A 16,176-nucleotide genomic window follows, 5' to 3' on the forward strand; every position below is an offset into this window, starting at 1 on the left:
CTACCGTGGATCGGGCGCCAACAAGAACTCCTCGTGAAAAGGAGTCAGGTAGCCGCATCTAAACAGAAATCTGGGTTATGCTTTCTCGCGTTGGCGGTACGTGCACGTTGCGCGGTGCCGCCGTGCACAAACGAAAGCAGGCAGATTTTTTAAAAATCTGCCTGCTTATTCAAATCGTCATTTAGCCTTTGTCAGGCTTAGATCCAGCGCACGCGCCCGGTCGCAAGTTCATAGACCGCGCCTACGACCAGAAGCTCGCCGCGTTCCTGCGGCTCGAGCAGCATCGGCTCTGCGTAAGTCTGCAGACGCTCGACCATGCGGCGTACGTTTTCTTCTACGGCTGTATCCACCAGATTTTCGTCACCCACTTCGCGGCGAGCCGCCAGCACAGCGGGAATGATCGGCTCGATCATTCGGCCGATGCTTCCCGGAAACCGCGTGTCCTTTGTGACCACATCGGTAGCAGCGGCCACGGCGCCGCATTTGTCATGGCCCAGCACAACGACAAGCGGCACCTTCAGGACTGCGACCGAATACTCGATCGAACCCATTCCGGCGGTGTCGACATTGTTGCCTGCCGTTCGCACGATGAACAACTCTCCGAGCCCTGCGCCGAAGAGCTGCTCAGGTCCTACGCGCGAGTCCGAGCAGCCCACCAGCGTCGCAAAGGGTTCTTGGCCCTGCGCCAGGGTAAGGCGCCGATCTCGCGACAGATCAGGCTCGGACGGCTGATCGGCAACGAAAGATGCGTTGCCATCGACCAGTCGCTTCAACGCTTCCTGAGGCGTCGGCTGCGCCGGGAGGCCATCATTCGAATTTGGCATTCATTTCTCCTAAATTGCTACATCCGCGTTTGCATCGGGATATGGTCCGCGATGCACACCCGCGCTTTACCGAGATGTAAAGAATGATTTCCGGACATGTTCCCTGCACGGTGACGGACGAGCCGATGGCACGGCTATCGCCGTATTCTCCCAAGAGCCACGGCAAGCCACGGGTCGATGACCGGCGGGTTCTTGCAATGCCAGCAAAGTCAGCTTCAGGCCTCTAAATGCCCAGTGCCGCCGCATTGCCCGACGACGCCGCCAGGTCGGCGCTCGATACGAGGCGTTTGAGGCGGCCGTCGAGCAGGTTCAGGGCGACGCTGGCCGCCGCTTCTTCCCGCGTGTTGACGAGGAACAGGTCGCTGGCGCCCATCTCGAACCGGCGTCGTTCGGCCACGGCCATCGTGTCGGCGCGCTCTTTTTCCTGCGCTGACAGGGCGATGAGCTGGTTGGCGGTGTCGAAGGCGATGGCGATGCCCTTCACTTCTGCGCGGATCTGCTCGTCAAGCCAGCGCGCGCGGGTGCGGTTTGCGTCGAGTTCGGCCTGTGTCTGCATCAGCTTGCCCCGCGCGGTGCGCTGTTCGAACGGGACCGAAAACTTGATGCCGACACGCACGTCATTGCCGCTGCGCGATGCGCCGCCGGGCCCGATGTCGCCGATGTCGCGGGCCATTTCCATGTTGAGGTCGAGGCGCGGCAGCAGGGCATTTCGGTCGAGTGCGAGGCGGTCCTGCACCAGCCGCGTCTTCAGTTCGGCGACAAGCAGGTCCGGCCGCTGCACGTCCTGCGGAATCGCTGTAAGGACCGGCTCCGGCAGCGAGGCAGGCAATTGCTCGCGGCGGGGGATCGTAGGGTTCCCATCGCCGTCACGCCAATAGAGCGAGAGGGCGTTGGCGGCGGAGGCGATGGCCTGTTCGGACTGCACTACCATGGCCTGGCGACGCAGCACGATCTGGTCGTTCTCAGTCAGGACGATGCGCGGGCGCAGCCCGGCCTGGAATGCGCGCTGTAGCCCGCGCTGCCGCTCCTGCGCCAGATCAAGCAGGTGGCGATAGACCTTGAGCCGCTCGCTGCTCGCCACCCAGTTCAGGTAGGCGTCGAGCGCTTTGCGCTGCACGCCGATGACCACCATCTGCCGCTCGGCATCGGCGACGGCGTGCTCCGCATCCGCCGCCACCCGGCCGAACCGGCGGTCGTCGATCATCCGGTCGCGCAGCAGCGCGAAGACGGCGCCCGCGCGGATTTCGCCCAACTGGTTGGTGTAGTTCTTGTCCTCGTAGATCGGGAAGCGGCCGACCGACGCGCGGTAGCCGCCGTAGACCTGGCCGCCCCAGTTCTCCAGCGGACGTGCGACTTTGGCATCCGCGTATGTGCCGCCGTAATAGCCGACCAGCCGTGATCCGCCCTCGGCGGAAAAGACCGTGTCGAAGGCGCCTTCCGCCGTCAGCCGCCGGGCGTCGGCGGTGCGGGTGCGAGCCAGCGCCTCGATGATTTGGGGCGACTGACGGGCGGAATTGGCGAGCAGGTCGTCAAGCTGCAGCACCGGCGCATCGACCGGCGCGAGGCGGGGCAGGGGTGCGATCTGCTGGGCCGCCGAGGGCACAGCGATCATGCAGAGACCGGCCGTAAGCAGCCCCGTAAACAACGGGTCGTACAGGCGCTTATTTCGCATTACCGCCTTCCTTCCCGGCCGAACCGTCCTTCGCGGCGGAGCCGGTCACGCTGCCCGCATATGTCCCGGCCTCGACGGCGCTGACCGGATACTGCAGCGGGAAGTCGTTGAGCAGGCGCCAGAGTTCGTAGCCGCTCGACACGGTATCCATCATCACCCAGCCGCGCACCTTGGCGCCAAGGCGCACGAACGGCTCCTTCGGCCAAGGCCGCGCGCCGGGTTTCTGTTCGACCAGCACGCGAAACAGTCCGTTGGCGGATGCCGAGACGTCGATCGTGCGCACTTGCCCGTCGAACATGCCGACCGCCACCGATGGCCAGCCGCTGAACTGGATCGCGGGCCAGCCTTCGAACTCCATCCGCACCGGGCGGCCCGGATGGATCAGCGGCACGTCACGGCCGTCGACGTAGAGTTCCACTACGCGAACCGCCTGTTCGGGCGCGAACGTGGCGATAACGTCGCCTTCCTTGACCATCGTGGCGTTGTCGCCGCCGAGGATGCGCAGGATGCGCCCGTCGCGCGGGGCATGGATCATCTGCACCGACTGGCGGTTGATGTTGATATCCAGCCGGTTGCGGTCGGCCAGGCTCTTGGCAACCTTGGCGCCATAATCCGCCACCTTGATCTGTGCGAGTTCGAGATCGCGGCGCGGCGCCAGCCCTTCGCCGTAGAGCTGCTGCATGCGTCCGACGTCACGCTGGGCGACGCCCATCGCCTGGCGGGTCGCGGCGATCTCGGCATCGACTTGTGCGCGCTCGGCCTGCAGGCGGGCGATCAGGTTGGGGTCGTTGTCGGCGATGCGGGCGATGCGGTCGCCCTTTTTCACCAGTTCGCCGTCGGTCACGTACCATTCCTCGGCCCGGCCGGGGACGAGGGCGGTGATGTTCTGCACGCGGTCGCGCGGGTCCAGCGCGATGACCGAGCCGGTGCCGGTCGAGGTCTGCACCCAGGGCACCAACAACAGGAACGCGACCGTAATGGCCATCCCGGTCAGGAGCATCCAGCCCAGCGCCCGCGCGGGGCGCGGCGGGCGCAGGCTCTGGAGGGTCTTGAAGTGGATGATATGGTCATCGCGGAAGGGCATGAAAACCTCCCTCTGCAGAGTGCCGTGCCTTCGCGGCATTGCGGGCGGCGGCGAAGGCTGCGCGGTCCTGTGTGAGCAATTGGGAATCCTGTCCAAGCCAGAGCATGTGGTCGAACTCGAAAGCATCGGGGCGGCAGGTGAAGACGATTATCGTTGTCTCGCAGTCGTCCAGCTGCCGCAGCGCGGGGCGCAGTTCCTCCACCGGCACCATGTCGAACAGGCCGGAGAGGATGAGCACGCGCGGGCGGGCCAGCAGGGCGCCCGCCAGCTTGAGGCGCATCGTTTCGGCGCGGGTCAGCGGCCAGCCGCTGGAGGACAGCAGGCAGTCCATGCCGCCGTTAAGGCTGACGATCCGGTCGCCCAGGCCCACAAGGTCCAGTATATCCAGCACCTGCGCCGGGTCCGCCTGCGGATTGGCTAGGCGCAGGTAGTCGCGGATGGTGCTCTCGACGATGTCTGGCCGGTCGAGCACTATAACGTCGCTGCGCAGGCGGTAGATGTTGAGCGCGACGATGTCGGCGCCGCCCAAGGTGACGAGGCCCTCGCCGGGGCGGTAATGGCGCTTGAGCATGCGGCTGAGCAACCTGTCGATGCCCGGGTCGCTCGCCGCCACTGCATGGGTGCCCGAGGGAATGTCGAGGTCGAAGCGCGCGCGATCGCCCCCGGCGGCGATCGCCACCCGGCGCAGCGACAGGCCGCCGTCGCGCGGCCGGGCATCGCCTTCGCCGCGCGGGGCCATGTCCTCGATCGGAATGGCATGGAACAGCGACAGTTCCTCGACCGCCGCGACGAGGTCGTAGAACGTGTCCAGGTAGGGCCCGAGCTGCGCGGCGCCGTAGAACACGCTCGACAGGATCAGCTCCGCCGCGACCAGCTGGCCGATCGACAACTGTCCGCGAATGACCAGCCATCCGCCCAGCGCCAGCAGCGCCGCGCTGGCCAGCGCATAGAGCAGCAGCAGCGCCACGCTTTGCGGGAAGGTTGCGCGGAAATGCTCGCGGTGCGCATCGACGTAGGCGGCCGTGCGCATCTCCGACATGTCCATCGCATAGTCGAGGTGGCGGCTCGACTTGTAGAAGCCGTTGGAGGCGCCCACGCTTTCCAGCCAGTGCGCGGTTTCGTACTTGCGGTGGCTCAGCGCCACGCCGCTTTCCATCGCGCTGCGCGCCCAGATCTTCCAGATGATCCACACCGCCAGCACGAACAGCAGGTTAAATGCCAGGAATACCGGGTGGTAGAACGAGGTGACGACGAAGCCGATCATCGCCTGGAAGAAAATCGTGAAACCGCCGATCAGCAGCGAGGGCACCGCCTTCTGGACGGTCGCCACCTCGAAGAAGCGGTTGAACAGGTCGCTGCGGCGCTCGTCCTGGAAGAACGGGTTCTGGGCATGGACCGCCTGCAGGGTGATCTCTGCCACCGAACGCGCGAAAAGGCGGCGGCGGAAGATTTCCATCACGTATGTGCGCATCGCGCCGAGCAGCGACCACAAGGCCAGCAGACCGAACAGCACCGCCGCCAACGTGAACAGCGGTACCGGCAGCGCCGTGTTCGCCACCGAATTGATCAGCATCTGCACGGAGATGGGCGTCGCCAGCGACAGCAGGCCGATCGCGGCGCCGTAGATCATCGCCATCGTCATGAAGGGCCGGTCGGGCGCCAGCACGTCGCGTGCCCAACCCAGGAATGTGCCCCAGTCTATCCGCTGGGGGGAATGGCCTGCCATCGGTAAATATCCCTTTTCGCGCCCGTAATCGTCGGAAAGGGCGCGGGATCGTACGCAGCTGCGGGCCTGGACCCGGGCCCTCAGACCACCCGGCATTTCGCGAGATAACGCGGCGGGGGCGCCTCTACAGACGGGGACGTAAAATTGGATGGACTGAAAGTTACATTCGGTTGCGCCAGCGATTTTGTTCATCGCGAACGAATGAGGCTTTCGGAAGCCAGTTCTGGCCGAAGCATACCCTAGGGTAGCGAACTTCTGAGGGGATCTGGCTGCGATAGGTTACGCTGAATATATTGCAGCAGATCCCGGTTGCGGCACAGTGCTTGCTTCGCAGCAGCGGCTAGGTCCGTTGCTTGACGCTGGCTGTGCCGTGGGGGCAACGGCCTTCGGAGTGAACGAAGGCAGGAACAGGCCTACCCGACCTATCCCGGATAAGGTGCGGACTTGAGAAGTCCGGCAAGGTGCGCGGCGTTGCCAGCCACCATCTTCGCTGTCTTGCCGACCATTTCCGGCGTTTCCTTCAGGTCCTTGAAGTCTACCGAACCCATTGCCTCGCCAACCCAGTAGCATGCGGCTACCGCCGGGATGGTCCACCCTACATCGTTGAGCGCCTGGAAAATCTGGGAGGACGCAGCATGGGCGCCGTCTTCATTGCCGACGATGGCCGCAACCGCGACCTTCGAGTAGCTCGGCATACGGCCCTGATCGTCGGTTTCCGCCAGAAACGCATCCATGCGTTCAAGCACTCGCTTGGCAACGCTCCCAGCCTGCCCCATCCAGATTGGCGTACCAATGACAAGAATGTCGGCCGCGAGAATTTTCGCGCGGATGGCGGGCCAATCGTCCCCCTCGCCTTCGTCCGAAGTCACCCCTGCGAGGACATTGTGGGAGGCTATGTGGATGGTATCCGCAACGCTCACGCCGAGGGACGTGAACTCGTCCTTCAGAACCTTTATCATTGCATCGGTGGAACTCGGCTCGCCCTTGTCCCGCTTGAGAGTGCAGTTGAGTGGCTGCACGATCAACCGCGTCATGCCTATTCTCCTTGCCGGATGAACTGGATCAGAGCGTCATTCAGGCTGCAACGCGCCAGACGCCGATGTCGGGTGGGCGTCAGAGATGCTCGCGTGCATCGGACATGCGTTCGTTGCACCGCGAAATGCCTGGCTATGTTCATAAACTGACTTGCGCGCACGGCTGATGCCGCCAAGCGGCTGGAACGCGGCAAGCCCATGCCATGGGCTGAATGCGAGTTGCGCCTGCAGATCGGCGCTGGCCCGATCATCCCAGGATTCCTGCGGAGCTACCTCGATCCGGGCGACCGCGATGAACGGGCTGTCGTCTTGATCCCATTCCACAGTCGGATCTTCGACCGGCATCTTCTCGAGATCAGTGCAGAGTTGGACGCGCAATTCCCACACACCGCCCTCCCGCTGGATTACCGCGTTAATGTCCTCGCGCAGCGCGTCCGGCCGATCCTTCGCATCGACCTTGGTTCCCGCGAGAGCAGTCAGATGCGGCGAAACGGGGGCGAGCGACAGTTTGGCGATATAGTCGCCGTATCGCGACGCCACCTGCGTGAAAAAGATGTCTCCAAGCGGTTGGGTATTCGGTGCGCCGCCGAGTGTCTGAACCAACGGGCTCGGCATGCCCACCGATTCCAGGCCGGCCTCGATCGTCTGGAGCGTGGCCGAGACGAGCTTCTTCAGGCCCGGCGCCTTGTCCGTAGTCTTTGCCAGTCCCTTGAAGCCCGGCAGGAACTTGGCAGGCGTGGCGTTGGGAAATATCGGACCGTTGACCATCAGGAAGTCCTGTCCATCTGCGCTGCTCGTATCGGGGAGTCGTTCGCCCTCGACTTCCAGAATTTTAAGTGCAAGCCCGCGCGGACCGCTGACGCTGTCGTCCAGGATATCTCCGGGTGCAGTGGAAAAACGCATGATGGCATCGTAACTGCCAGCCGAGGCAAACAAGCCTTGCGCCAGGCTGGGCGGCAGGTTGTCGATCACGGTAAGCCTGGCCTTCAGCAGCGCTTGGCCTTTTGCATGCGCCCCGCGAAGACGTGCGCCATGATGCTCGTCCATCGTGTGCTGGATTTCGTCGACTGCGTCTTTCAGCTTGGCGACAGTCTCTTCCTCATCGGGCGCAAGGCTTTCTACGGATGAAGAATAACGGACGGGTGCAGCAGAATAGGTCATGGGCAATTCTCCAAAGAGATCTTGCCAAACCAACGCGTGGTAGATCAGCGAAGTTTCCGCGCTTGCGTGCTCCGTGGCTAATCGACCCGTGAAAACAGACCAAGCGAACCACCCTTAGGCTAAAGAGCCATCGGGCAGTCCGGGAACCGGCTAACCTTGGTCAGTCCCATCGGCAGGGGCGGGCACGAAGCTGACCTGCGCAACGCGCCAGGAACGTTCATCCTCGCCCGGCCAGTAGTGCCTTGGGTGACGGCACTCATCTGGCGGATGTGCACCGTGGACTTCGACGTGGATCAGGCGTCCGGTTTCGCGAAGCCGAACATCCGTGCCGGGAAACTCCGCCTCGATCCGCTTACACAAAGCCTGCGCATCGTCCGATAGTTTCGGCCCCGACAGCGCGCGGGGCGCGCCATCCACCAGTTCTGCGGTGGAGGAGCGCAGCGCCTTCACGCCGTCGTTGATGATGTCGAGCGAGATGATCGCCGCCGCCAGCGAGTCCGCCCACCACCAGCCAAGGCCCAGACCGATCACGCCGAACAACCCTGCTGCACCCGTCAACCAGTTCGCCTTGTTCATCAGCGCATCGGTATGCAGCAGCTTGTCGTTGAGTGCCTCGGCCAGCGGCAGTTCCTTGCGTCCTATCAGCATCGGCGGGATCAGCGAATAAAGCTGCGCCGCGATCATCAGCCAGCCGAGCCAGATTTCGTGACCGAACAGCACGATCGAGGCGACGGTAGGGTGCTCGGCCATGACCAGCGCGGTAATCGCATCGTAAAGCAGCACGCCGCCTACCGTGGCGAGCGCGACGGCGGCTACGAAAAAACCCAGTCCATTGACGCGGTGGAAGCCGAAAGGAAACCGCTTGGATGCCTTGCCCTTGCGCTCGACCCTCGCGGCGAGGAGAAACATGAGCGGCGGGACAAGACCCAGGGTATCCTCGATCCAGGCGGTCTTCATCGTCTGGCTTTGGCCCAGCACCATCCCCATGGCGACGATGATCGTCGCGCTCCAGAACAGGTTCCAGTATTCCAGCACCACCGCCTTGCGCATGGTGCCGGAGATTTCGCGGGGAAGGTGGGGGTTCTTCACTCAGCCTGCTCCCCGGCGACGGAGCGGCTGGCGCGCTCGATATGCATGATCCAACGGTTTTCGCCATTGCGCATGGCAGCCTTGAGTTCGACCGGATCGGACGCCTCGCCCGAGGTGGCAAGCACAGGCCCGAAGGCGACCTCGGTTTGCCACGGGCTGTCCTTCTTGAACCGCCCGATCACCAGGTCGACATCGCCGTTTTCCAGCCGCGCAAGCAACGGCTCGCCAGAACCGCTGACGACACGGGCCTTGGCGTGGGTCTCGGCCTCGACGGCTCGAACCAGCGAGGCGGCACGGGGATCCTTTGCGATATCAGGCGAAGCGAAGCCCACCAGAAAGGATTTACCGCGCGCGGCGCGCTCCAAGGTCCCGTCGGGATCACGCGGCAGCGCATCGCAGGCGGACAGCAACATGAACCCTATCAGGAGCAGACGTTTCATCCTGATCAAACTCGGCGCCGCAACGCATGTTCCGGCGGCCGAGGCTCATTCAGTTGCCGGTCGAGGCGGAGGAGTTCACCGGCTCGGAATTGCCGGTGTGCTTGACGCCGGGCATCAACGCTTCCTGGGATATGTCGCCCAGGCTGACGATGCCGTACCGCACCTTCCTGCCGAAGCCGAGGGCTGAAGCGATGTTCATTCGCCTATCTTCACGATTTGAGGAATTTGGTGGTTTTGCGAAAGGTAACCAGCCGCCGAAGACAGAAGGTTCCCTCATCTCTAGAGGCATGGGCGGACAAAGGCGTAACCGGGCATGTCACCGTCTTCGCCGGCGGCGGCCGAGGCGAAAGCAGCCTTCACCTGCCTGCTTGAGCAACTGCGCGAAGTGGGGTACCGAGTCATCCATACGCTGAGCGGCGAGAAAGTGGCGGATTTGCGCCATTGGCAGGTGCCGCGACCGGACAGGTTCAGAACGGCGTTTATGGCGACATTTTCGAAACAGCTTCATGCTTCGTGGAAGGCGATAACAAGCGCCTACTGTCGTCTCGGTGCAAGCAAGGGCGAGTATTCACAGCGCGATGGCTGATGTATTCAAAATGCTTTCGAAGGCAGCACGCTTGGCCCGTAAGGGACGACCGATGTCGGCGCTGGTGGCCCTGCAAGGCAGCCTAAAGCCCGCGACTACCTCTAAACGAAAGCCTCCCAAAGCCGCTGTTCGGAGCGGCACGCGAAAACCCGCTGCCGCCAAGCAGTCATGTCCTGCACCCGGCAGCTTCATCACCGATGAGTTCCATTGCTCCCACGGAAAGCTTTCGTTCCGGTTCTACACCCCGCGCGGTTCGAAACGCCGGAATCTGCCGCTGGTGGTGATGATGCATGGCTGTTCGCAGACCGCGTCCGACTTCGCGGTTGGCACCGGCATGAACGCGCTGGCCGATGAACTGGGCTGCCTGGTCCTCTACCCACAGCAGTCTCAGCGTGAGAACCTTGCACGCTGCTGGAACTGGCATCGCCCGAAGAACCAGTCGCGGGGGCAGGGAGAGCCAGCGCTCATTTCAGCCCTTACCCGTCATGCGATCGCGCTTGGCAACGGCAATCCGAAACGGGTCTATATTGCAGGCATCTCCGCAGGCGGCACTGCTGCTGCCATCATCGGGGCGGCGTACCCAAGCCTTTTCACGGCGGTAGGCGTCCATTCCGGAGTCGCACGCGGCAACATCCGTACATTGCCTGGGGCGCTTGCCGCCATGCGCGGCGAAAGTCGTGCCCGCCTGACGACAAAGGCGCCTCGACCGCTGCCAACGATCGTATTCCACGGCGACGGGGACCGCGTCGTTCATCCATCCAACGCCGCCGGATTTCTTGAAACCCTTGAACGGTCACAACCTGGCGGGCTGGTGTCCAAGACCGTTTATGGAAAATCCGGCAGGGGCCGGGATTTTACCCGGAAGGTCTATCGGTCGGCCAACGGAGAAATCCTGCTGGAGGACTGGACAGTGCACGGAAGCGGCCATGGATGGTCGGGCGGCAATGCCTTTGCGTCCTATACGGATCCCACAGGACCGGACGCATCCCGGGAGATGCTTCGGTTCTTTCTGTCGCGGCAACGCGCCTAAGGCGCACTGCGGATTAGGTGGGCGTGGACTGGAGGGCGCAAAATTAATGCCTCTTCGGTCCACCGAAATTCGAACTGGCCGAATGAGTCACTTTGCTGCGATGCCGGAATAGATTTCCAGACATCGGGATTTGGCTCCGGAACCGTATCGGCCTGTCGCGCGATATGATTCCAGAGTGATCTGCAAAGGCAGACCACGCAAGGAGACGATCATGAGCATCGAAGGCAAAGCCAAGGAAGCCGCCGGCTACGTGAAGGAAGAGCTGAACGAACACGGCAAGTCGCCAGAGAGCCAGAAGAAGGCGCAGGAAGGCCGTGATCTTCGCAATGAGGGTCGGGTCGAAGACGGCAAGCCGCCCAAGCCCTCCAAGCCAGGCACTGGGCAATGAAACTGGGACCCCCGCTTCGGCGGGGGTTTTCACGTATCCCCGGCGACAGGACGCCGCCATCAATCAGTTTTGCGGGATTTCCATGACCTGCTCCGTCGCATTCGTGGGCGCTGGCCCCACTACCATCTACACATTGCATTCCCTGCTGACGGAGCGCCCCGCCCCGTTCGAGCTTACGCTGTTTGAAAAGCAGCCGTCGATTGGCCGAGGTACGCCCTATCGCCCAGGCTGGAACGATCCCGCCATGCTTTCCAACATCGCCAGCATCGAAATTCCCCCGCTGGCCGAGACCATGGTGGAATGGCTGCACGGCCAGAGCGACGAGCGACTTGCAAAGTTGCACATCGGCCGGGAAGACATAGACGACCGCACATTCTACCCAAGGCTCGTCCTGGGTGAATATTTCGCGGACCAGATGCAGGCTCTGTTGGAGGAAGCCGCGCGGCAGGGCATCGTCGTGACCGTCCGCACCCGCTGCGAGGTAACGGACGCAGTGAGTAGCCCGGAGGGCATGATCCTGCACGTCCAGCCCCAAAAAGGTGAGGCATTTGAGGCGCGCTTCGATCATGTCGTCCTCGCTACGGGCCACCAGTGGCCTGAACATCCCGAGGTTAGTCCCGGCTATTTCGCCAGCCCGTGGCCCGCTTCCGAGATCGAGAAGATTGCGGCCACTCGGGTCGGCATTCGTGGTTCCTCGCTCACCGCGATCGATGCCGCCGTCGCGCTCGCCGTCGCCCATGGTGATTTCGTGGAGACGGAGGACGGCGACCTCGCCTATATGGCGGGACCGGATACCGGCTCGTTCCAGATGACCATGCTTTCGCGCAAAGGCCTTTTACCCGAGGCCGACTTCTACTTCCCCATCCCGTACGAACCGCTGGCAGTGTGCACCAGTGAGGCAATCGAACGGTTGATCGCGTCTCAAGACCCATCTCTCCTCGACCGCACTTTCGAGTTGTTCAAGCGTGAACTTGCCGAAGCAGACCCGGCTTATGCAAAGCAGACCGGGCTTGCGTCCTTGAGTATCGAGGACTTTTGCGAAGGGTATTTCAGCCAGCGCCTTGGCAGTGACCCGTTCGTATGGGCGCGTGACAATCTCGCCGAAGCGCAGCGGAACTACGAAAAGGGTCATGTCGTAGCATGGCGCTATGCGATCCTGCGGATGCACGAGGTAATCGAAAGCATTGTCCCTTATTTAAGCGACGAGGAATTCGGGCGCTTTTCGCGGCACCTGAAGACGGTCTTCGTCGATGACTACGCCACCGTGCCGCACGAATCCATTCAGCGAATGCTTGCCCTTCACAGCGCCGGCAAGCTGGAAGTCATCGCGGTAGGAGAGGACTACACCGTCGATACGCATTCCCCGCAGGATGGCGCCATCCTGAAACAAGGCGCGTCGGAAACCCATTTTCCGGTCTTCATCGAAGCGACCGGCCAGCGCGCGCTTGCCGCCAAGGATTTCCCCTTCCCGTCGCTGCGCGACCAGGGGATCGTTCGTGATGTGAGCACGGCCGGAGAAAATGCGCCTGCAAGAGGTATCGCCATCGACGATCAGTTTCACCTCGTTTCGGCAGAGGTCCCGATCGACCAGTTGTTCTGCCTCAGCCTGCCCTTCATCATGGGGCGGCACCCGTTCGTGCAGGGCATCACCAGCTCCCACGAACTGGGCCGGATCGTGGCCCACGAACTCGCAGCCGCGATCGACCGGCACTGCGCGCCGAACGACGCCGCAGGGGAATTGACCGCTCGATGAAGCTTTTCGCAATCTACATCGGCGGTGTGTATCCCGGCGCCAACATCGAGGTCCACGACGTCCGCTTTGCCGTAGCGCAGCGCATCGAGGATACGTATCCAGCCCTGCGGGAGCAATGGTGGGGCGTACCCAGAAGCCTGCACATCGACTGCTGGGCGGAAGTAATCGAGGCCGACGGTTACGCGATCTCGCTTAGAGACGAGCCATATGTTGGTCCCGAAAAGCTCTATTTCGTAAATTTGGGCGGCTATGAACCTGGAGAGTTCGCTGAACGGCACCGTAACATCTTCGTGGTCGCCGAAAGCGAATCCAAGGCCAAATACAAGGCCGTAAAAACGGTGAAGGCCTGGACAGACCCACACAAGGACGATCTCTATGAGGCCGGGCACGCTTTCTGCCTGAGTGACGGTCCCGCAGGAGAGCGTCTCTTCGTGCACCTCACGCCCATAGCTGGGCAGGGTCAACCGGCTTTCACCTGCAAGTATATCCCGATCCGCAAGGCCACGTAACGCCGCCTTAGCTGCGACATAGCGCGCCTCTGGGATGCTCGTTTTTGTGCGAAGGGATGAAGGACGGCACGGAGAAAGGTGCCGTCCTTCGTGTGCTAAGCTACCTGCATCGATCAGCCGGCGGCCAGGATGGCCTTGGCGACGGCTTCGCTGCTGGCCGGGTTCTGTCCGGTTATCAGCCGGCCGTCCTGCACGATATAGGGCGCCCAGTCGGGCCCCTTCTCGTAAAGGCCGCCCAGCGCCTTGAACTCGTCCTCGATCAGGAAGGGGACCACGTCGGTCAGTTCGACGGCATCTTCCTCGCCATTCGTGAAGCCGGTCACCCGGCGCCCGGCGATCAGGGTAGAGCCATCTGCCGCCTTGACGTGGCGCAGCACCCCGGGCGCATGGCAAACGAAGCCGGTCGTCTTGCCTGCGCGTTCGAATGCTTCGATGAGCGCGATCGAGACTTCGGATTCGGCCAGATCCCACAGCGGGCCGTGACCGCCGGGATAGAACACGGCGTCATAGTCCTCGGCTTTCACACCTTCTAGCTTCACCGTATTGGCGAGAACCGCCTGCGCATTGGCATCGGCCTTGAAGCGATGGGTAAACTCGGTCTGGAAGTCGGGCAGGTCGCTCTTGGGATCGAGCGGGGGTTGACCACCCGCAGGCGAAGCTACGGTAATCTGCGCGCCGGCATCATGGAACGTGTAGTAGGGCGCGGCGAACTCCTCCAGCCAGAAGCCGGTCTTCTTGCCGGTATCGCCGAGCGTATCGTGCGACGTCAGAACCATCAGAATCTTCATCGGTCTTCTCCTGTGTGTTGGTATTCAGTCAACAAGCATGGCCTGAAGCACCGGCAGCTTTTCGGCATAGGGCGCCCGAACGCAGTCCCCGCTAGCACCATCCGGCGCCTGTAGCACGAACGGTCGGGCATGGCGGGCGCGGCGGCGGCATAGTCCGACGCGGATATGCGTTCGGTCGCAGGGTCGGTTGAAACTAAAACGCGATTGGGGTTTTCATGAAGGGCCATCCGCTTGCGTGTCGGCACGTCATGAAAGTTCACCGGAGCATCATCCATGTTAATTCGCAGCGGATATGACATCGCGCTTGGCGTATCAACTTCAACGCCATTGGTCGCTATGCTCAATGTTCGTCCGGAGCGCCTTGCGGACCTGCGCTCACCGCATGCGATCACGAACGACCGGGGCGTGCCGATGCAGCATTACCATGATAATTTCGGTAACTTCTGCACACGGCTCACTTTGCCGCCCGGGATCGTCAGAATTTCCAGCAGCTTCCTGATCCACGACACGGGCGCAGCAGACCGCCAGAGCCCAACTGCCGCGCAGCACGAAATTGCCGATCTTCCCAGCGATGCGCTCCAATATCTTCTGGGAAGCCGGTATTGCGAAACGGACCACCTCTCCAACATCGCGTGGGGTTTGTTTGGACACATCCCGCCAGGCTGGCAACGGGTGCAGGCGATAGTCGATTTCGTCCACGAGCACCTACGGTATGGCTACGAGTATGCTCGCGCCACCAGAACCGCCTACGAGGCCTATCAGGAGCGTGTGGGTGTGTGCCGCGATTTCGCGCATCTGGCCGTGGCGCTGTGCCGCTGCATGAACATTCCGGCACGCTATTGCAGTGGATATCTGGGAGACATCGGTGTTGAACCGGTAGACGTGCCGATGGATTTCCATGCGTGGTTTGAAGCCTATCTCGGCGGCGAATGGCACAGTTTCGATGCCCGCCACCGGGTGCCCAGGATCGGGCGCATCCTGATGGCCTGCGGCCGCGATGCTGCGGACACCGCACTCACCACCGCGTTTGGCCCTGTGCAGCTAGTGGGCTTTGACGTTCATTCTTACGAAGTCAAAGCGGACGCTAAGGCAGGCTCCAATACCCCAGCGCTCGCGGCTTAACGATTGCCGCTCGGCCAGTTCTGCAGCCGCGATCAGGCTGTGGCCGGTTGCTGCTGCCGCATGGGCGGTCATGGTGATCGCGATGCCATTGGGACCATCGAGAATTACGACCCCGTCTTCGGCGCTGGCAATGCCAGGATCGTCGCGGGGCTGCGGCGGGTTGGGAACCATCGTCATGATGAATGCTCTGTCTGAGAGGGCAGGACGGGATCAGGATCTTCTAGGTACAGATAGTCGGGATTGAACTGACCGCGCGCGACAAGCCGCTCGACGTCCAGGATTTCGACCAGCGATGAGCGAAACACGCAAATTTTCTCTTCGCGCATTTGCCGCATGACCCGGTTCACATGAACATTGGTCAGACCGCAGATTTCGGCGATATCGGTCTGGGTCAGCGGCAGGGCAAAGCGCCTCCCGTCACTCAGCCCAGCAGAAAACAACCGGGCATTCGTCTCGCAGAGGAAATGCGCGACCCGGCCGATGGCATCCATGCGGCCCAGCCGGAACAGCCAGGCGCGGTGGATCGCGGCATCGATGAGCGTCGAGAACCAGAGTTTGCGGCCCAGCTGCGGCTGCTCCGCGATGATAGCATCCAGCTGTTCATGGCGTATGATCGCCACGGTAGCGGCAGTCATGGTGGCGACATCGTGATCGAGCGTTTGAAGCGGATAGGCGTGCAGATCGACGAAGTCGCCCGGTACGTGGATCGCGACGAGTTGGCGCAGACCGTTGCGATCATCGATATACCGCGACAGGAAGCCCTCGACCAGCAGGGTACTTTCGTGAAGCCTGGTTCCAGCGCGGATGATGATCTGGCGCGCCTCCAGCGTTCTTACTTCGGCTATCGCCTCTTCCAGTCGCAGCCTTTCGTTGGCGAGGAGACTGGTCCCGCGCTTATATCTGAGGAAGCGATCAGTAAACATTGATGCCTTTTCAACGCTATTGGGGGCGACGCGCGGGTGCGCGATTG

At 62.4% G+C, this 16,176-nt stretch carries 17 protein-coding genes; 6 read left to right on the plus strand and 11 right to left on the minus strand.

Features of this window, described 5'->3' with window-relative positions; all coding sequences use genetic code 11:
• Window positions 1-197: 197 nt before the first annotated feature.
• The 9 genes from TQ38_RS05090 to TQ38_RS05130 all read right to left on the minus strand — a co-directional run bounded on the left by TQ38_RS05090 (window position 198) and on the right by TQ38_RS05130 (window position 9,229).
• Window positions 198-824, minus strand: coding sequence for a carbonic anhydrase (locus tag TQ38_RS05090; protein ID WP_043976743.1), 627 nt, complete (start codon window positions 822-824; stop codon window positions 198-200).
• A 223-nt stretch (window positions 825-1,047) separates the two neighbouring features.
• Window positions 1,048-2,496 (minus strand): TolC family protein, encoded by a 1,449-nt coding sequence (locus TQ38_RS05095; RefSeq protein WP_082057779.1) that lies wholly within the window; start codon window positions 2,494-2,496, stop codon window positions 1,048-1,050.
• Entirely contained in the window at window positions 2,486-3,580 is a 1,095-nt protein-coding gene (locus tag TQ38_RS05100; RefSeq protein WP_043976744.1) for an efflux RND transporter periplasmic adaptor subunit, read from the minus strand. The genes TQ38_RS05095 and TQ38_RS05100 overlap by 11 nt, the downstream gene beginning before the upstream one ends.
• On the minus strand, window positions 3,564-5,306 hold the full coding sequence (locus TQ38_RS05105; protein WP_043976745.1) for an ABC transporter transmembrane domain-containing protein: 1,743 nt from the start codon (window positions 5,304-5,306) through the stop codon (window positions 3,564-3,566). The genes TQ38_RS05100 and TQ38_RS05105 overlap by 17 nt, the downstream gene beginning before the upstream one ends.
• A gap of 422 nt (window positions 5,307-5,728) precedes the next feature.
• Window positions 5,729-6,340: a flavodoxin family protein gene (locus tag TQ38_RS05110; RefSeq protein WP_043976746.1), complete on the minus strand. Its 612-nt coding sequence runs from the start codon at window positions 6,338-6,340 to the stop codon at window positions 5,729-5,731.
• Window positions 6,341-6,376: 36 nt separating this feature from the next.
• The gene (locus tag TQ38_RS05115; RefSeq protein WP_052505825.1) at window positions 6,377-7,501 is read right to left on the minus strand and encodes a catalase family protein; all 1,125 of its coding nucleotides are present in this window, start codon (window positions 7,499-7,501) and stop codon (window positions 6,377-6,379) included.
• A gap of 150 nt (window positions 7,502-7,651) precedes the next feature.
• Window positions 7,652-8,590 (minus strand): cation transporter, encoded by a 939-nt coding sequence (locus TQ38_RS05120; RefSeq protein WP_043976748.1) that lies wholly within the window; start codon window positions 8,588-8,590, stop codon window positions 7,652-7,654.
• Window positions 8,587-9,030: a hypothetical protein gene (locus tag TQ38_RS05125; RefSeq protein WP_043976749.1), complete on the minus strand. Its 444-nt coding sequence runs from the start codon at window positions 9,028-9,030 to the stop codon at window positions 8,587-8,589. Before TQ38_RS05125 ends, TQ38_RS05120 begins: the two co-directional genes overlap by 4 nt.
• Window positions 9,031-9,079: 49 nt before the next feature.
• Entirely contained in the window at window positions 9,080-9,229 is a 150-nt protein-coding gene (locus TQ38_RS05130; protein WP_240197962.1) for a hypothetical protein, read from the minus strand.
• A gap of 114 nt (window positions 9,230-9,343) precedes the next feature.
• Between TQ38_RS05130 and TQ38_RS29900 the strand changes: the two genes are divergently transcribed.
• The 5 genes from TQ38_RS29900 to TQ38_RS05145 all read left to right on the plus strand — a co-directional run bounded on the left by TQ38_RS29900 (window position 9,344) and on the right by TQ38_RS05145 (window position 13,296).
• Entirely contained in the window at window positions 9,344-9,616 is a 273-nt protein-coding gene (locus tag TQ38_RS29900; protein WP_162792211.1) for a hypothetical protein, read from the plus strand.
• Window positions 9,617-9,668: 52 nt separating this feature from the next.
• Window positions 9,669-10,646, plus strand: coding sequence for a PHB depolymerase family esterase (locus TQ38_RS05135; protein ID WP_240197963.1), 978 nt, complete (start codon window positions 9,669-9,671; stop codon window positions 10,644-10,646).
• Between the two features lie 211 nt (window positions 10,647-10,857).
• Window positions 10,858-11,034: a hypothetical protein gene (locus TQ38_RS30535; protein WP_205316074.1), complete on the plus strand. Its 177-nt coding sequence runs from the start codon at window positions 10,858-10,860 to the stop codon at window positions 11,032-11,034.
• Between the two features lie 82 nt (window positions 11,035-11,116).
• Entirely contained in the window at window positions 11,117-12,787 is a 1,671-nt protein-coding gene (locus TQ38_RS05140; protein ID WP_043976751.1) for an FAD/NAD(P)-binding protein, read from the plus strand.
• Window positions 12,784-13,296 (plus strand): DUF1543 domain-containing protein, encoded by a 513-nt coding sequence (locus TQ38_RS05145; protein ID WP_043976753.1) that lies wholly within the window; start codon window positions 12,784-12,786, stop codon window positions 13,294-13,296. The genes TQ38_RS05140 and TQ38_RS05145 overlap by 4 nt, the downstream gene beginning before the upstream one ends.
• Before the next feature lie 113 nt (window positions 13,297-13,409).
• Here TQ38_RS05145 and TQ38_RS05150 read toward each other — a convergent pair whose 3' ends face one another.
• The gene (locus TQ38_RS05150) at window positions 13,410-14,084 is read right to left on the minus strand and encodes a type 1 glutamine amidotransferase domain-containing protein (protein ID WP_043976755.1); all 675 of its coding nucleotides are present in this window, start codon (window positions 14,082-14,084) and stop codon (window positions 13,410-13,412) included.
• Between the two features lie 273 nt (window positions 14,085-14,357).
• Here TQ38_RS05150 and TQ38_RS05155 point away from each other — a divergent pair, with 273 nt between their 5' ends.
• On the plus strand, window positions 14,358-15,206 hold the full coding sequence (locus tag TQ38_RS05155) for a transglutaminase family protein (RefSeq protein ID WP_043976756.1): 849 nt from the start codon (window positions 14,358-14,360) through the stop codon (window positions 15,204-15,206).
• Between the two features lie 173 nt (window positions 15,207-15,379).
• Here the strand turns inward: TQ38_RS05155 and TQ38_RS05165 are convergent, their stop codons facing one another.
• Window positions 15,380-16,129 carry a Crp/Fnr family transcriptional regulator gene (locus tag TQ38_RS05165; protein WP_043976758.1) on the minus strand — a complete coding sequence of 250 codons (750 nt, stop codon included), beginning with the start codon at window positions 16,127-16,129 and terminating at the stop codon, window positions 15,380-15,382.
• Between the last annotated feature and the right edge of the window lie 47 nt (window positions 16,130-16,176).

Origin of the sequence: Novosphingobium sp. P6W (genome assembly GCF_000876675.2) — a bacterium.
In the GTDB taxonomy this organism is placed as follows: Bacteria; Pseudomonadota; Alphaproteobacteria; order Sphingomonadales; family Sphingomonadaceae; genus Novosphingobium.

What these genes read in the sequence shown, in the direction of transcription:
- TQ38_RS05090 (WP_043976743.1), bottom strand. Translation starts at nt 824, where the DNA reads ATGCCAAATTCGAATGATGGCCTCCCGGCGCAGCCGACGCCTCAGGAA.
- TQ38_RS05095 (WP_082057779.1), bottom strand. Translation starts at nt 2,496, where the DNA reads ATGCGAAATAAGCGCCTGTACGACCCGTTGTTTACGGGGCTGCTTACG.
- TQ38_RS05100 (WP_043976744.1), bottom strand. Translation starts at nt 3,580, where the DNA reads ATGCCCTTCCGCGATGACCATATCATCCACTTCAAGACCCTCCAGAGC.
- TQ38_RS05105 (WP_043976745.1), bottom strand. Translation starts at nt 5,306, where the DNA reads ATGGCAGGCCATTCCCCCCAGCGGATAGACTGGGGCACATTCCTGGGT.
- TQ38_RS05110 (WP_043976746.1), bottom strand. Translation starts at nt 6,340, where the DNA reads ATGACGCGGTTGATCGTGCAGCCACTCAACTGCACTCTCAAGCGGGAC.
- TQ38_RS05115 (WP_052505825.1), bottom strand. Translation starts at nt 7,501, where the DNA reads ATGACCTATTCTGCTGCACCCGTCCGTTATTCTTCATCCGTAGAAAGC.
- TQ38_RS05125 (WP_043976749.1), bottom strand. Translation starts at nt 9,030, where the DNA reads ATGAAACGTCTGCTCCTGATAGGGTTCATGTTGCTGTCCGCCTGCGAT.
- TQ38_RS05130 (WP_240197962.1), bottom strand. Translation starts at nt 9,229, where the DNA reads ATGAACATCGCTTCAGCCCTCGGCTTCGGCAGGAAGGTGCGGTACGGC.
- TQ38_RS29900 (WP_162792211.1), top strand. Translation starts at nt 9,344, where the DNA reads ATGTCACCGTCTTCGCCGGCGGCGGCCGAGGCGAAAGCAGCCTTCACC.
- TQ38_RS05135 (WP_240197963.1), top strand. Translation starts at nt 9,669, where the DNA reads ATGTCGGCGCTGGTGGCCCTGCAAGGCAGCCTAAAGCCCGCGACTACC.
- TQ38_RS30535 (WP_205316074.1), top strand. Translation starts at nt 10,858, where the DNA reads ATGAGCATCGAAGGCAAAGCCAAGGAAGCCGCCGGCTACGTGAAGGAA.
- TQ38_RS05140 (WP_043976751.1), top strand. Translation starts at nt 11,117, where the DNA reads ATGACCTGCTCCGTCGCATTCGTGGGCGCTGGCCCCACTACCATCTAC.
- TQ38_RS05145 (WP_043976753.1), top strand. Translation starts at nt 12,784, where the DNA reads ATGAAGCTTTTCGCAATCTACATCGGCGGTGTGTATCCCGGCGCCAAC.
- TQ38_RS05150 (WP_043976755.1), bottom strand. Translation starts at nt 14,084, where the DNA reads ATGAAGATTCTGATGGTTCTGACGTCGCACGATACGCTCGGCGATACC.
- TQ38_RS05155 (WP_043976756.1), top strand. Translation starts at nt 14,358, where the DNA reads ATGTTAATTCGCAGCGGATATGACATCGCGCTTGGCGTATCAACTTCA.
- TQ38_RS05165 (WP_043976758.1), bottom strand. Translation starts at nt 16,129, where the DNA reads ATGTTTACTGATCGCTTCCTCAGATATAAGCGCGGGACCAGTCTCCTC.